Here is a 14,129-nt window from a genome sequence, read left to right as displayed (position 1 = left end):
CAGATTTGACTATTTCTCGGGCAAGGCGGCGGTCGTGGTATTGGGCAAACAAGAACTCCATCTCCTCAGCGTTGCGCTCGGCTACGCCCAATTGGGTCCGGACGATACATTGGCTGAAATTCTTAACGCACCGGATCGGGACGAGTTATTGAAATGGCTGCGGCTGCGCAGCCTGATTCATCACGATTCCAAGCTTAATTTCACCTTGGTGAATGCCGGTCTTCCTGGCGAATGGACTTTCAGCCAAGCCTTGACCTTTGCGTATGAAGTGGAATCGGTTTTATCGGGAAGTAATTACGCGGCGTTTCTGGAAAACCGCAAGCAAGACCAATCGCGCTGGCATGCCAAACTGCGCGGCTGGAAACGGCTGAATTTTATTGCCAATGCTTACACGCAAATGGCGTATTGCAACGAGCAAGGCAAGCTGGATTTCAAAGCAGCAGGCCCAATCGATTCTCAACCGGCCGGTTTAATGCCCTGGTATCGTGTACCCAACCGGCTAACATCGCAATTGAACGTGGTTTTTGCCGATGACGCGCACTTTGCCGACAGTGTTTACGCCGGCTTCCACCCTTTGGGCGGGCTATCGGCGTTACAATTATCGACGCCCACCGGAACAATCGCGGTAACACCTTAAGATCTTCAGGCCATAGCGCTGACAAGCAGGCTTAAGCTTACTTTTTAAAGCCCAGGGCTGTATCGACCCCTTTTACGTTGTCCACCTTTGCGCCATCAAACTTGGCACTCCTAAAATCCGCCCCGGCAATAGTCGCACCGTCTAAATTGGCGCCAGACAAGTCCGTCCAGATAAACTGACCGCCGCTTAAGTCTGCGTTGCGGAACGAGGCGTTGATCATCAGCGCATAATTAAAATTAGCGCCACTCAAATCCGCGTCATTCAGTATCGCATTGTTCATTTCCAATTTATCGAGTCGTTGCCGTGGACTTGCGGAATTGGGACCTAAATTGGCCTGTTTTAATTTAGCGCCGGTTAAGTTGACATTGTTCAGCGATCCGGTCACGCGGCTGCGACTCAGGTCGGCGCCGGACAAGTCGGCATAGTCCATCGTTACACCGTATAGGCTCGCGGCAGATAAATCGGCATTCTGCAAATTCGCATTACCCATGCGCGCAAGATTGAGATTAACCCCGATTAATCTGGCCGCCTTGAGATTAACACCGTCCAGATTGGCGGAAAACAAGTCGGCTTTATTAAAATCTATCCCGGATAGATCCAAGCCCGACAGGTCTTTTTTAGCTAGCTTGGGTCGCTGCGCACCCGCTTCGGTAATAAGCGCGATAACGTCTTCTCGAGTGAGCTCCGCGGAGGAGCAAGGCAATAGCCAAAAACACAGACTAAACGTTATCAATGCTCGGCAATTACCGGAATCGTATGGCATAACTACTCCCCAAAGTGAGCTAGGCTGTATCAAAACAACAGCGATTTGTGAATTTTAGCGAATCATAATCCAACAGATTAGACTTTTTCCGGTTAACGGCCTACTACCAAGTTGGATACATGTTTCTCGATAACCCCACAGCAAACTTTAAGCCATGAACAAGCTCAGTCACAAATTATTGATTTTTGCCCTGATAATAGCGCTGCCAAGTTTAGGCTGTTTCAGCTATTACACTTTTGAAGCGACCAACGCAGGCGCTATCGCTAAGCTATCGGAGTTGGCGGTCCTATTAGCCTATCCGACCTTATTGATATCCTTGACAACTTTTATTGTACTGCGGACGTCCAAAACACCCCCTCGGATTCGATCATGGCTGGTAGGAAGCTGCCTGATTGTTTCCGCGGTGATTCTACTGATCGCCCGACTTTAGGCCACCTTAACGGGTTGCCCCGAATTAAGCCGCAGATTAAATTCACTAGAGGCTTACACCAAAACACATAAAGCTACTATATTTGCCGAAACACTCGCCCCCGCACAACACCGCTAGGATCTTGGCTATGAATTTTCTAATTTCACCTGCAATCGCTTTGATGGATAGACTTCGCTATCCGGCGAAATTCGCCCTGTTGTTCACTGTCGTGCTAATCCCTATGCTGTTCATGGCCGGCACCTTGATCAAGCAGTTTCGGACGGAAACCAAATCTTTGGAACAAGAACGCTATGGTTTGCGCTACATCGCAGCCCTGAGGACGCCGATAGAACATATACAGCAGCATCGGGGCATGACCAACGCGTTTCGAAACGGCGCTACACAATTCAAGGAACGGATCTTTAACAAACGCGAAGAGATAGATGGTTATTTTGCCGAACTTGAAAGAGTGGACCGCGAGTTGAAGGGCACATTGCACACCGACGACATGCTCGCCAAGCTCAACCAACAATGGAACGACATCAAAATACACGCCATGGATCAAGAGTTAGTTGCGACGATAGCAGCACATAATTTGTTGGTGGCCGATGGTTTAAAGCTGCTAAACCATATCTCGAACACCTCCGGAATCATTCTCGACCCGCAGCTCGATAGTTTTCATATGGGTTTCGCGCTGACAGCCGACTTACCCGAGTTGATAGAAGTTATGGGGCAAGCGCGGGCGCTGGCATCCGGAATCGCAGCCAAAGGCAGCTACACTCCGCAAATATTGACCAAATTATTGATCTTGATCGCCAACATAGAAACGCATGCCAGCAAAGTAGATGAAGGCCTTGAGGTGGCATTTGCAGAAAACCCTGAGGTTGGCCGAAGTGTGCGCGGAACCAACGAAAGCTACCAAAAAGCTTTGCAATCCATGCTCTCTCTATTACGGCAGCAATTGATCGAAAGCGAAACCATTTCCGTTGACAGCAACACCGTATTCGACATTTCCACTCAGGCGATTACCCAGTCATACCAGCTCTACAACGAGCTGATAGATAAACTTGACGTTATTTTCCAAAGCCGTAGCGCCGCAGCCGACCGATTTCTGCAACTGACGTTGGCCGGATTACTGGGGGTTTTACTCGTGGTAATTTTGCTGTTGCTGGGCTTAACTCAGTCGATCAGCCGCAACATTATGGCAATAAATACCGCGACTAAACTCGTTGCCCAAAACGACCTAAGCGCCAGAGTACACATTGATTCGAACGATGAAATGCGGGAAATTGCGGAAAACTTCAATGCCATGATAGACACCAGCTCGGCTTTACTCAAAGAAATCATTCATACCAGCGCCGAATTGCATACTTCGGCGCAAAAGGTCTACACCGTTGCCGGCCAGAGCGCCATTCATCTTGATAGGCAACGCGAAGAGACCACTTCGGTCGCTACCGCAGTGAACGAAATGAGTGCCACCATCCAGAATGTGGCCAGTACCACTAATACCGCGGCCCAGGCCGCCAGCAATGCTAACGAGCAGGCGAAAAACGGCAAAAACGTCGTAGCGAGCGCCACCTTATCGATCAGCCAATTGGCTAGAGACGTTGAAGCCGCTGCCAATGTGATTCAGAGTTTGGAAAAAAGCAGCGAGTCAATAGGCTCTTTAGTGGACGTGATTAAAAGTATCGCCGAACAAACTAACTTATTAGCATTGAACGCCGCGATTGAAGCCGCCCGTGCCGGCGAACACGGCCGCGGTTTTGCAGTGGTGGCGGATGAAGTCCGCAACCTGGCAAGCCGTACCCAGGAATCGACGGCGGTGATCGAAAACATGATAGTCACATTACAGACTGGATCGCGCGAAGCGGTCACCGTCATGCAACAAAGCCGTTCGCAAGCGCATGAAGGGGTGGAAAAGTCTCGGGAAGCAATGCAATCCCTGGAAGCGATTAGCCAATCGGTGGAAACCATCGATGCGATGAACTTGCAAATTGCCAGCGCGGCCGAAGAACAAACGGCGGTGACGGAGGAAATCAATCGAAATATCGTCCACATTACCAGTCTCTCGGAACAGACAAGTAGCGGAGCGAATCAAACTACCGCCGAAGCGCGCCAGCTAAATCAGCTAGCGGAAAACTTACAGAAACTAACCAAACAATTCAAACTATAGATCTAGCCAAGAGAATCCGCCACCTTGTTAGGTTTGTATCGCTCTAACAGGGTAGCGGAACCCAATCTATTTACCCAGCACTTCGCCTCTAACACTTTCCACCAGCGCGGCGGCTTCCGAGATCAGATCTTCCGGCACATTCAGTTCGTGTAAGGTAGCGCCCAAATGCTCCATAACGGCGTCGTAATGCGAGTCGTTCAAGCCCATGGTGACCAAGCGGGCATGACCGTCCCGTAAGGACCGCCCTGTATAGTTGTTTGGGCCACCGAAGGCTACCGTCATAAAGGCTTTCAGATGCTCAACCTGCTTAGGCATATCGGTTTTTGCGAAGAAGCGGTTGATCCGATAGTCGTCCAGCACTTTGCCGTAGAACACATCGACAGCCGCGTTCACTGCCGCTTCGCCACCGATGCGCTCATACAACGATGGTCCTTGTACTTGGTTTGCTTCACTCATTTTTTTACCCCTCCTCTTATAATTATTGAATTGTCGAGGCGGCGACTAATTTGGCAAGCTATTGATTTTGCCAGTTTTAACGGCCTCGGCAGCGATGATAACGCATGATAGTTTCGCATCCAAACTATTTACTCGCTGCCAAAGACCCGATGAATTGTAAGTTATTGAATCTTCTCAAGACCGCCCAAATAGGGCCGCAAAGCTTCCGGCACCGTGATCGAACCGTCTTCGTTTTGATAATTCTCCATCACCGCGATTAAAGTCCGTCCAGCAGCCAAGCCCGAGCCGTTTAAGGTATGCACCAATTCCGGTTTACCGGTTTCCGGATTACGCCAGCGGGCTTGTAAGCGCCGCGCCTGGAAATCCTTGAAATTACTGCAAGACGAAATTTCTCGGTATTTTTGCTGACCGGGCAACCACACTTCCAGATCATAGGTTTTTGACGACGAAAAGCCGGTGTCGCCAGCGCACAGCAACACTTTGCGGTACGGCAAATTCAGTTTTTGCAAAATGGTTTCGGCGTGTGCGGTCAACTCTTCATGGGCTTGCGCGGAGGTTTCCGGGGTGACGATTTGCACCAACTCGACTTTTTCGAATTGATGCTGGCGTATCATCCCGCGTACGTCACTGCCGTAAGCGCCGGCTTCACTGCGGAAACAGGGCGAATGACAAACGAATTTCAGCGGCATCTGCTTGGCTTCAACGATCACATCGCGGACGATGTTGGTGACCGGCACTTCGGCGGTGGGAATCAGGTAAAAAGTCGGATCGTTCTTGACCGTGAACAGATCGGCTTCGAACTTGGGTAGTTGGCCGGTACCGCGCAAACTGTCGGCATTCGCCAGGAACGGCACATAGGTTTCCTGATAGCCGTGCTCGTTGATATGCGTGTTCAACATTAACTGAATAATCGCCCGTTGCAAGGTAGCCAGTTTCCCGGCCAGGACCACGAAACGGGCGCTGGCGATTTTTGCGCCCAGCTCAAAATTCATTCCCAAGGGTTCGCCCAGATCGACATGATCTTTTGGAGTAAACGTAAACTGGCGTGGTTCGCCCCAGCGGCTAACTTCCTGGTTGTCTGCGTCGCTTTTGCCGGCCGGCACTGCTGCGTCGAGAATATTGGGAATGCCTTCCAGCAGGATATTCAACTGGTTTTGAATGTCATTCAACTCGGATTCTGCGGCTTTCAGCTGATCGCCCAAATCCGCTACTTGATCCAGCAGAGGTTGAATGTCCTCGCCCTTGGCTTTGGCCTGGCCGATGGCTTTGGAACGGGTGTTGCGTTCGTTTTGCAATTCCTGAGTTTTGACCTGCACATCTTTGCGCCGATCTTCAAGACTTTGATAGGCGGCGGCATCGAATTGAAAGCCACGTCTTTGCAATTGTTGTAGAACCAGTTCCAGGTCGCTTCGAAATAAACGGGGGTCTAGCATGGTTGTGAATATCCTGATTTGAAAAAAGAGAGAAAACGGCGGCTAGACCTGCTTGCCTAGCCACAAGCCGAACCACAGCGCGGCCGCACAAAAGACAATGTTACTGAGAAAAACAGTCAGCATCGCGCCCATATGCGATTCGAAGGAATGACCGCTTTCCAGCAGGTAGAGAATTAAATATAAACCGGACAGGGTAATGAATACGCCAATCAGAACGGTCACTAAAATAGCCCGGTACTCTATTGAAATGGACAGTTTGTGCATCAATACCGTGGCGACGATACCGATCAAAAACGCGCCGATGCCATTGACTATCGTCAATGCATAAGGAAACGGCCAATCGAACAGACGGAATGTACCTTGCGAATAAAAAAATAACCCTTTGCCTATCGCCAAACCGGCCCATACCGCCAACAGACACCCGAACACGCTGGCTACAATATTTAGCCCGGCCTTGCCGATTTGGCCTTGTTCGAGCAAATAAAAGGTTTCCAGAGAAAAGCTGGAAAAGGTGGTAAAACCGCCCATTACGCCTACCAAAATCGCGGTGCGGTATTCCAACGCTATCGCCAACCGTTGCAGAATCAAGGCTTCAGTCATCAGCCCGATCAAAAACGAACCGAGCAAATTGACGGTCAAGGTACCGTATGGAAAACCTCTACCCAACCACAGATACACGCCGCTGGAGGCCAGATAGCGCAACATGGAGCCGATGGCGCCGCCCAGAGCGACCGCAAACAATTGCAACATCAGAATTTAAAGAACGTTTCCCGGTAGTAACGCAGTTCTTCGATGGACTCGATAATGTCGTCCAGGGCTTTGTGCGAGGCCTGCTTGTTAAAGCCGTCCTTCAACTGCGGCGCCCAGCGCGCAGCCAATTCCTTCACGGTAGACACATCCAGATTGCGGTAATGGAAAAACGCTTCCAGTTTGGGCATGTAGCGATAGAGAAATCGCCGATCCTGACAGATGCTGTTGCCGCATATCGGCGACGTTCTGGCTGGAACCCAGTGCTGCAAAAATTCAAGCGTACGTGATTCCGCTTCGGCGGCATCGATTTTTGAGTCCTTGACCCGCTGAATCAATCCGGATTGACCATGATGCTGCCGATTCCAGTCGTCCATAGCCGCCAGAGCCGCATCGGATTGATGCACTGCCATCACCGGCCCTTCGGCGAGGATTTGCAGATTTTTGTCGGTCACCACCGTGGCGATTTCGATGATAAGATCGTTATCAGGATCCAAGCCTGTCATTTCCAGATCGATCCAGATAAGATTGTCGGCATCTTGAGCCATTTTCATTCCATGGTATTAATAATGTTGCGGCAAATTGTAGCATTAGCTAATCTGTACCGCTAATTGTTAACCCCACCTACATAGGCTTGATGAACACGTTTACTGGCATTTTTTTAGCGGCTTTAGTCCTTTCCTACGGCATCCAATTCTGGCTGGCAATGCGCCAGAAATCCTATGTTTTACAGCATCGTGAACAGGTGCCTACCGCCTTTCAGGACCGGGTATCGCTCAGCGCGCACCAAAAGGCCGCCGACTACACCATAGAGAAAGGCAAACTGGGCGACATCGACAGTGTGGTCGGCATGATATTTCTGCTGGCGCTGACCTTGGGTGGCGGCATCAGCCTGGTTTTCGATTTCTGGTCGACCTTCGATTTATCGCCGCTGATGGCCAGCTTGTTCTCAATGGCCAGCATTTTTCTGTTGATGACCGTGATTGAAATCCCGTTCAGCTTGTACCAAACCTTTGTCATCGAAGAAAAGTATGGCTTCAATAAAAGCAAGCTGCCGCAGTTTGTAAAAGACCAACTGATGTCGATGGGCTTGACGCTGGTCATCGGCTTGCCGATTCTGGCGCTGATTCTGTGGGTCATGGACAGCATTGGCGGGCTATGGTGGCTGTATGCTTGGGCCATCATCATGAGTTTTTCACTGTTGATGAGCTGGCTGTTTCCGACCGTAATCGCGCCGCTGTTCAACAAATTCGAGCCTATGCAGGAAGGCTCTTTGAAACAACGCATTCAGGGATTATTGGAACGTTGCGGCTTTAACAGCCAAGGCATTTTCATCATGGACGGCTCGCGCCGCTCCGGCCACGGCAACGCCTATTTCACCGGTCTGGGCAATAACAAACGCATCGTGTTTTTCGATACCTTGGTGAATTCGCTGGACGAGGAAGAATTGGAAGCTGTGCTGGCTCACGAGTTGGGTCATTTCACATGCAAACACACCATCAAAATGCTGGTGGCTTCGTCGGTAATGACTTTGATCAGCTTTGCGGTGTTAGGCTGGTTGATCACCCAGGACTGGTTTTTCGACGGTTTGGGCGTCAGCACCCACTCAAATGCCGCCGCACTGTTGCTGTTTATGCTGGTGTCGCCGGTGTTCACCACATTCATGCAGCCGATCAGCGCCTATTTTCAACGCAAATTCGAATTCGAAGCCGACGACTTTGCCACCCGCAATGCCCAAGGCAGTAAAATGATTAGCGGCTTGGTGAAACTTTACGAAGAAAACGCCAGCACCCTGACACCCGATCCTTTGTACTCCGCATTCCACTACAGCCATCCGCCGGCCGCGATCCGCATAGCGCATATCGAAGAAAAGATGCAGTCCGCCTGATGGCAGACCTGCAACAGGGCTTGGTTGTCGCCCATCTCGGCAAGGGCATCGCCGTCGAGGTGAGCGACGATGCCGGTTTAGCTGCCGAGCAACTCGTACTCTGTCAGACTCTACGCAAACTGGACACCGTGGTAGTGGGGGACCGGGTAATGCTATCCATGTCCTCCCCCGAGCAAGGCCGCATCGAGCAAATACTGCCCAGGCGCTCGGTGTTGCAGCGCCCCAGCCGCGGCAACGACACCCGGCCGGTAGCGGCCAATCTGGATACTATTTTCATCGTGTTCGCCGCCGAACCTGAATGCGATTTTTTGCTGCTGGATCAATATCTGGCAATCTGCGAAAACTGCAATATCGATGCGGCACTGGTGCTGAATAAAGTCGATCTGCCGCTGTCACCTGCGGTTGAAGAAGGGCTGGCGTATTACCAAAACTTGGGCTACAGCCTGCATAGAGTCAGCGCCAATCAAAAAATTGGCATCGACGGCTTGCAACAGGTTTTGGCTCAGCGAACCAGCATGTTCGCCGGCCAATCCGGGGTAGGCAAATCGTCCTTGACCAACGCTCTATTGCCGGAGCGCAACTTAAAAATCAATAGCGTCTCGGAAATCACCCGTCACGGCCGCCATACCACCACGGCTGCGACGCTTTACCACTTACCCGGAGGCGGCGATTTAATCGACAGCCCCGGCGTCGCGATATTTGGCTTGGCAGGTTTGTCGGAAGGGCAGCTGGCTTGGGGTTATAGAGAATTCCAGCCGCACATTTCCAAATGCCGCTTCAACGACTGTCGGCATGTCAACGACAAGGATTGCGCGGTACGCTTAGCAGTGGAAACCGGTGAGGTCGCCACAGAACGCTATCAGCGTTTCTTAAAACTCAGAGAAAAAATGCCGCCGGGCAATCGCAATTGACTCGCTTAAATACCCTCTAATTTTATAAAATAAGCGCGCAGAGAGACAGAAAATAGATGTGTGAAAATTCACAGTTAAAGGGCGATAGAGCCGGTGCTGAAAAATTGAACAGCCCATTAAGTAATGGGCCTGCTAGTTTTGAGTAATCCGTAAGAACACACAGACAGAGTAGAAGATATCCAAAAAAACCAAGAAGAAAGCAATATCAGGCCTGTACTGACTTGCTGCCGCAGGTTACCAATCAATGGCTGGGACTTCACGTTAAATTCTGGAATTATTGCTCAATGGTTTGAGCCCACCTCTCCGTGATGCCAGGAGCCAAGTGTCTGCTATTCGCGCCTATAAGGAAATCGCAAGCATAAAACGAGTATTTAGCTGGGCGTATGAATATGAATATAAATATGAAAAAGTAAAATTTAACCCAACTTCCAGGGTTAAAAATCTGACGGTTAAAGCCCGGCAACATTACGCTGAAGATCAAGATTACCAATTCATGCTGTATGTTGCACGCGCTTCAATCTATTGATACGTACCAACATACATGGAGATTGCATACCTGTATAGGATGCGACTATCGGAAGTGCTGGATTTGATCAATGTAGATGAACCGCACTAAGCCCACAACTCAATCCTTGACGCCTTTAAACTATGACACCCGACCACCCAGAAAATCGTTACGTTTTCATTTCCGATGAAAACTGGTAACCTGATATCACGTTTAAAAACCGCTATCGGACGAGTCGGCTCAGAGGCCCAAGCCGCGCGTCTTGGCATACAGTGAACGAGGTTTACATTTCACTATCTAAAGCGCAAAGGTGTGAGCGATACGGCAGGAAATAAACTCGAGGCGAGCGGACATAGAACCGCTTCGATGTTAAATGTAACGATGTGAAATTAAAGACAGTAGAGCCATCAAACGAATAATCGTTTATTACAAGCTTTGCTACCAGAAAGATTTTCTGAGACTATCAACAATTGTGAGCTGTTGAATTTATTGGGGTGAACGATGGGGCTCGAACCCACGACAACCGGAATCACAATCCGGGACTCTACCAACTGAGCTACGCTCACCATAATGATGAATTTTTGCGATGGCACGCTTGGCAGGACTCGAACCTGCGACCCTCGGCTTAGAAGGCCGATGCTCTATCCAGCTGAGCTACAAGCGCAAATCTTGGTCGGGGTAGAGAGATTCGAACTCCCGACATTCTGCTCCCAAAGCAGACGCGCTACCAGACTGCGCTATACCCCGAATTGACCTTCTTATTATCCCGAAGAGCGGAAGCACTCCAGAAAGATAACTATGATAAAGACATCGATTACTTACGTCAACAGATTTTTTCACATTGATCTGATAACCCGATTTTAGCCCTCAAATAGCTGGCACAAAAAACTCCAAAAAAGCGTTGAAAGCCTCAATAATAAGATCTCACGCAGGCAAAGTGTTAAGCGACAACACACTCCAGTCCGTCCACTTTTTGGAAGCCGCGCGGCAATGCTGTGCCGCGATTGGCGCGATGACCGGTGTATTGAGCAATATCCATAGCCTTGAGTGTAACGTGTCGTTTGCCGGAGACGATTTTCAATTCGCTATTCGCCGACAACGCTGTTACCGCAACCACCACATCCTTGCCGGAAACTAAGTCCCCACCGGGAATTTGGATCAGCTTATTGCCCTTGCCTTTCGCCAGCTCCGGCAGATCCAGCGCCGGAAATATCAGCAACCTTCCCTGCAACGTTGCAACCGCCAGCAAGTCGAGACCGTTCGGAATAGGCGCGGGGGTCAAAACTTTTGCTCCTGTCGGTAAGCTCAACAACGCTTTACCAGCCTTATTTTTACTTTGCAGCTCTTTTACTTGAACCCGAAAGCCGTAACCGGCATTGCTGGCAATCAATAACCAATCATCAGGCTGCCCGGTAAACACATCGGTGAACAAACTGCCTGGCGGCGGATTAAGTCTACCGGTCAGCGGCTCACCCTGACTACGCGCGGACGGCAGATCGTGCGTAGTAATCGTATAGACGCGCCCCGTGGAATCCAACACATACGCCGGCTGAGTAGTCCGGCCTTTTGCCGACGATAAATGCCCATCGCCGGCACGATAACTCAGGCTTTCCACTTCGATGTCGTAACCCTTGGCAGCGCGTATCCAGCCTTTTTGCGACAAAATAATGGTGACCGGTTCGTTGGCGATTAGCTCGGTGGTATCCAAGGCTTGCGCGGCATCGCGGGCAACGATGGGCGATCGACGTTCGTCGCCGTATTTTTCCGCATCGCGCTCGATTTCCTTGCGGATCAGACGATTCAGCAAACGTTCGGAACCCAAAGTTTTTTCCAACGCTTGGCGCTCCTGCTCCAACTCGTCCTGTTCGCCGCGAATCTTCATTTCCTCCAGCTTGGCCAAGTGGCGCAGCTTCAGTTCCAGAATTGCTTCCGCCTGCAAGTCGCTCAAGCCAAACCGGGCCATCAAAACCGGCTTGGGATGATCTTCTCTGCGGATAATCGCGATTACTTCGTCGATATTCAGATAGGCAATCAGCAAACCTTCCAGAATATGTAAACGTGCCAGCACCTTATCCAAGCGATATTGCAAACGGCGGCGTACGGTTTCGGTTCTGAAGCTGATCCATTCGGTCAGAATCATGCGCAAATTCTTAACCTGCGGCTTGCCGTTCAAACCGATCATATTCATATTGACCCGATAATTTTTCTCCAGGTCTGTAGTAGCGAATAAATGCGACATTACCGCATCGACATCGATGCGCTTGGTCTTGGGAATAACTAATAGGCGAGTTGGATTTTCGTGATCGGATTCGTCGCGTAAATCCTCGATCATTGGCAGCTTTTTTGCCAGCATTTGTGCGGCAATTTGTTCCAGCAACTTGGCGCCGGAGACTTGATGCGGCAAAGCGGTGATGACGATGTTGCCATCTTCCAGCTCATATTTGGCACGCATCTTCACCGAGCCATTGCCGGTCGCATACATTTTGTGAATCTCGGCGCTAGCCGTGACGATTTCGGCATCCGTTGGATAATCCGGCCCCTTGATATGCGTCAGCAAGTTTTCGAGTGACGTTTCAGGATCGTCCAGTAATTGCAGGCAGGCGTTGGCGACTTCGCGCAGATTGTGCGGCGGAATGTCGGTGGCCATACCCACAGCAATGCCCATGGTGCCGTTCAACAGCACATTCGGCAAGCGGGCCGGCATCAGGCTGGGCTCTTTCAAGGTGCCGTCGAAATTGTCGGTCCAGTCCACCGTGCCTTGACCCAATTCGCTGAGCAGGGTTTGCGCATAGGCGGTTAACCGGGATTCGGTATACCGCATTGCAGCGAAAGATTTCGGATCATCTGGAGAACCCCAGTTGCCCTGGCCATCGATTAACGGATAACGATAAGAAAAGTCCTGCGCCATCAACACCATGGCTTCGTAGCAAGCAGAATCACCATGCGGATGGTATTTACCCAGCACGTCACCGACGGTACGTGCCGATTTTTTGTACTTGGCCAGCGCGGTCAAACCCAGTTCCGACATCGCATACACGATGCGGCGTTGTACCGGCTTCAGGCCATCGCCGATATGCGGCAAAGCCCGGTCCAAAATCACGTACATGGAATAATCCAGGTAGGCTTTTTCGGTAAATTCTTTTAGCGGGAGTTGTTCGAAGTTTTCCTGTACACCCATTGTTTTGCGAATATTCCTGTGTTGTAAGCCGGCGAATGGCGGCGCGATATAGGGTCGCTAAAATACCATAGTCACGAAAGGATGGCGTATCGGAAATAGGATGCAGTCAGTTAAACAAACCTGGCCGGCTCAAGAAAGACGGGGAAAATTCTCGTGCGAGCACAAGGCAAGGCATGTAATTTAACAAGCTCTGTTACTATGCAATTAACAGCGACATTAACCAAGGGCAAACGTGACTGAAACCAACTCCACCAAGGTCACTTGCCAAACCTGCAAGCTGTCCGAATTATGCTTGCCCTTTGGTTTACAACAGTCAGAAGTCGAAGAACTGGTGAATATAATTCGCGAACGGCGGCCGCTGCGGATTGACGATTTACTCTATCGGCAAGGCGATACGTGCAGAAGTTTGTATGCAATCAAATCCGGCTCTTTCCGGAGTTTTATGGCCAACGCAGAAGGCGAAGAACAAACCATGGGCTTTTATTTGCCCGGCGAATTAATGGGGCTGGATTCGCTGCAATATGGGCGATTTACCTGCTCGACTGTTGCGTTGGAAACCGCCTCGGTTTGCGAATTGCCGTTAAGCAATCTCAACGAACTATGCGGCAAGATCCCTAGCTTACACAGCCAGCTGATGCGAATTTTGGGTAAGGAAATTGCGTCCGATCACGACAAGATTATCTTGCTTGGACATCGCTCCGCTAAGGAACGGATGGCCACTTTTCTATTGATGCTCTCACAACGCTATGCAGCATTGGGTTTTTCCAGCACATCATTCAATTTAACGATGAGCCGTTTGCATATTGCCAATTTTCTGGGTCTGACGATTGAAACTGTCAGCCGGCAGTTAGCTTATTTAAGCCAACAAGGCATTATTTCCGTTAAGCAACGCGGGATAAAAATCCACAATTTAAGCGCACTGAAAACCGTGGTTAACTCTTGCACTGTAAATTGCAATGCCTACGCCGGCCTCTCGGATTGATATTGCCGGACTGCAAAGACACGGCAATATCGCGTTCCAAGCTAAAG

The 14,129-nt window shown here is 50.3% G+C and carries 12 protein-coding genes and 3 tRNA genes; 6 read left to right on the top strand and 9 right to left on the bottom strand.

The features are described 5' to 3' along the window. Positions 1–637 (top strand): hypothetical protein (locus A1332_RS25640; protein WP_064008480.1); only part of this gene is annotated, 637 nt, incomplete at its 5' end. 37 nt (positions 638–674) lie between these two features. Here A1332_RS25640 and A1332_RS10725 read toward each other — a convergent pair. Then, complete coding sequence (locus tag A1332_RS10725) at positions 675–1,400, bottom strand: pentapeptide repeat-containing protein (protein WP_064008479.1); 726 nt, start codon at positions 1,398–1,400, stop codon at positions 675–677. Between the two features lie 557 nt (positions 1,401–1,957). Here A1332_RS10725 and A1332_RS10715 point away from each other — a divergent pair. Further along, the gene (locus A1332_RS10715) at positions 1,958–3,982 is read left to right on the top strand and encodes a methyl-accepting chemotaxis protein (protein ID WP_064008477.1); all 2,025 of its coding nucleotides are present in this window, start codon (positions 1,958–1,960) and stop codon (positions 3,980–3,982) included. Between the two features lie 66 nt (positions 3,983–4,048). On the opposite strand, the gene A1332_RS10710 is transcribed toward A1332_RS10715, so the two are convergent. From A1332_RS10710 to orn, 4 genes are all read right to left on the bottom strand, one after another. Beyond that, on the bottom strand, positions 4,049–4,438 hold the full coding sequence (locus A1332_RS10710; protein WP_064008476.1) for a group I truncated hemoglobin: 390 nt from the start codon (positions 4,436–4,438) through the stop codon (positions 4,049–4,051). Between the two features lie 161 nt (positions 4,439–4,599). Next, positions 4,600–5,871 (bottom strand): serine--tRNA ligase, encoded by a 1,272-nt coding sequence (gene serS, locus A1332_RS10705; protein WP_064008475.1) that lies wholly within the window; start codon positions 5,869–5,871, stop codon positions 4,600–4,602. Positions 5,872–5,913: 42 nt separating this feature from the next. Then, entirely contained in the window at positions 5,914–6,621 is a 708-nt protein-coding gene (crcB, locus tag A1332_RS10700; RefSeq protein ID WP_064008474.1) for a fluoride efflux transporter CrcB, read from the bottom strand. Continuing rightward, positions 6,621–7,166: an oligoribonuclease gene (gene orn / locus A1332_RS10695; protein ID WP_064008486.1), complete on the bottom strand. Its 546-nt coding sequence runs from the start codon at positions 7,164–7,166 to the stop codon at positions 6,621–6,623. Before orn ends, crcB begins: the two co-directional genes overlap by 1 nt. A gap of 89 nt (positions 7,167–7,255) precedes the next feature. On the opposite strand from orn, the gene A1332_RS10690 reads away from it, so the two are divergent. The 3 genes from A1332_RS10690 (at position 7,256) to A1332_RS25295 (ending at position 9,943) form a co-directional block, all read left to right on the top strand. Beyond that, entirely contained in the window at positions 7,256–8,506 is a 1,251-nt protein-coding gene (locus tag A1332_RS10690) for a M48 family metallopeptidase (RefSeq protein WP_064008473.1), read from the top strand. Continuing rightward, positions 8,506–9,417 (top strand): ribosome small subunit-dependent GTPase A, encoded by a 912-nt coding sequence (gene rsgA, locus A1332_RS10685; protein ID WP_064008472.1) that lies wholly within the window; start codon positions 8,506–8,508, stop codon positions 9,415–9,417. Before A1332_RS10690 ends, rsgA begins: the two co-directional genes overlap by 1 nt. Before the next feature lie 322 nt (positions 9,418–9,739). After that, complete coding sequence (locus A1332_RS25295; protein WP_157203993.1) at positions 9,740–9,943, top strand: hypothetical protein; 204 nt, start codon at positions 9,740–9,742, stop codon at positions 9,941–9,943. A 469-nt stretch (positions 9,944–10,412) separates the two neighbouring features. Here A1332_RS25295 and A1332_RS10680 read toward each other — a convergent pair. The 4 genes from A1332_RS10680 to parC all read right to left on the bottom strand — a co-directional run bounded on the left by A1332_RS10680 (position 10,413) and on the right by parC (position 13,100). Further along, positions 10,413–10,488: transfer RNA gene (locus A1332_RS10680), tRNA-His, on the bottom strand. A gap of 21 nt (positions 10,489–10,509) precedes the next feature. Then, positions 10,510–10,586 (bottom strand) — tRNA-Arg (locus tag A1332_RS10675). 6 nt (positions 10,587–10,592) lie between these two features. Continuing rightward, positions 10,593–10,669, bottom strand: a tRNA-Pro gene (locus tag A1332_RS10670). A gap of 193 nt (positions 10,670–10,862) precedes the next feature. Then, positions 10,863–13,100, bottom strand: a complete 2,238-nt coding sequence (gene parC, locus A1332_RS10665) for a DNA topoisomerase IV subunit A (RefSeq protein ID WP_064008471.1) — start codon at positions 13,098–13,100, stop codon at positions 10,863–10,865. Positions 13,101–13,332: 232 nt separating this feature from the next. Between parC and fnr the strand changes: the two genes are divergently transcribed. After that, a complete protein-coding gene (gene fnr, locus A1332_RS10660) occupies positions 13,333–14,082 on the top strand; it encodes a fumarate/nitrate reduction transcriptional regulator Fnr (RefSeq protein WP_064008470.1) in 750 nt (249 codons plus the stop codon). Positions 14,083–14,129 lie beyond the last annotated feature (47 nt).

The organism is Methylomonas methanica (assembly GCF_001644035.1).
Lineage (GTDB): Bacteria > Pseudomonadota > Gammaproteobacteria > Methylococcales > Methylomonadaceae > Methylomonas > Methylomonas methanica_A.
Note: the sequence above shows the minus strand (reverse complement) of the source record. Positions and strands in the feature narration are given on the sequence as shown.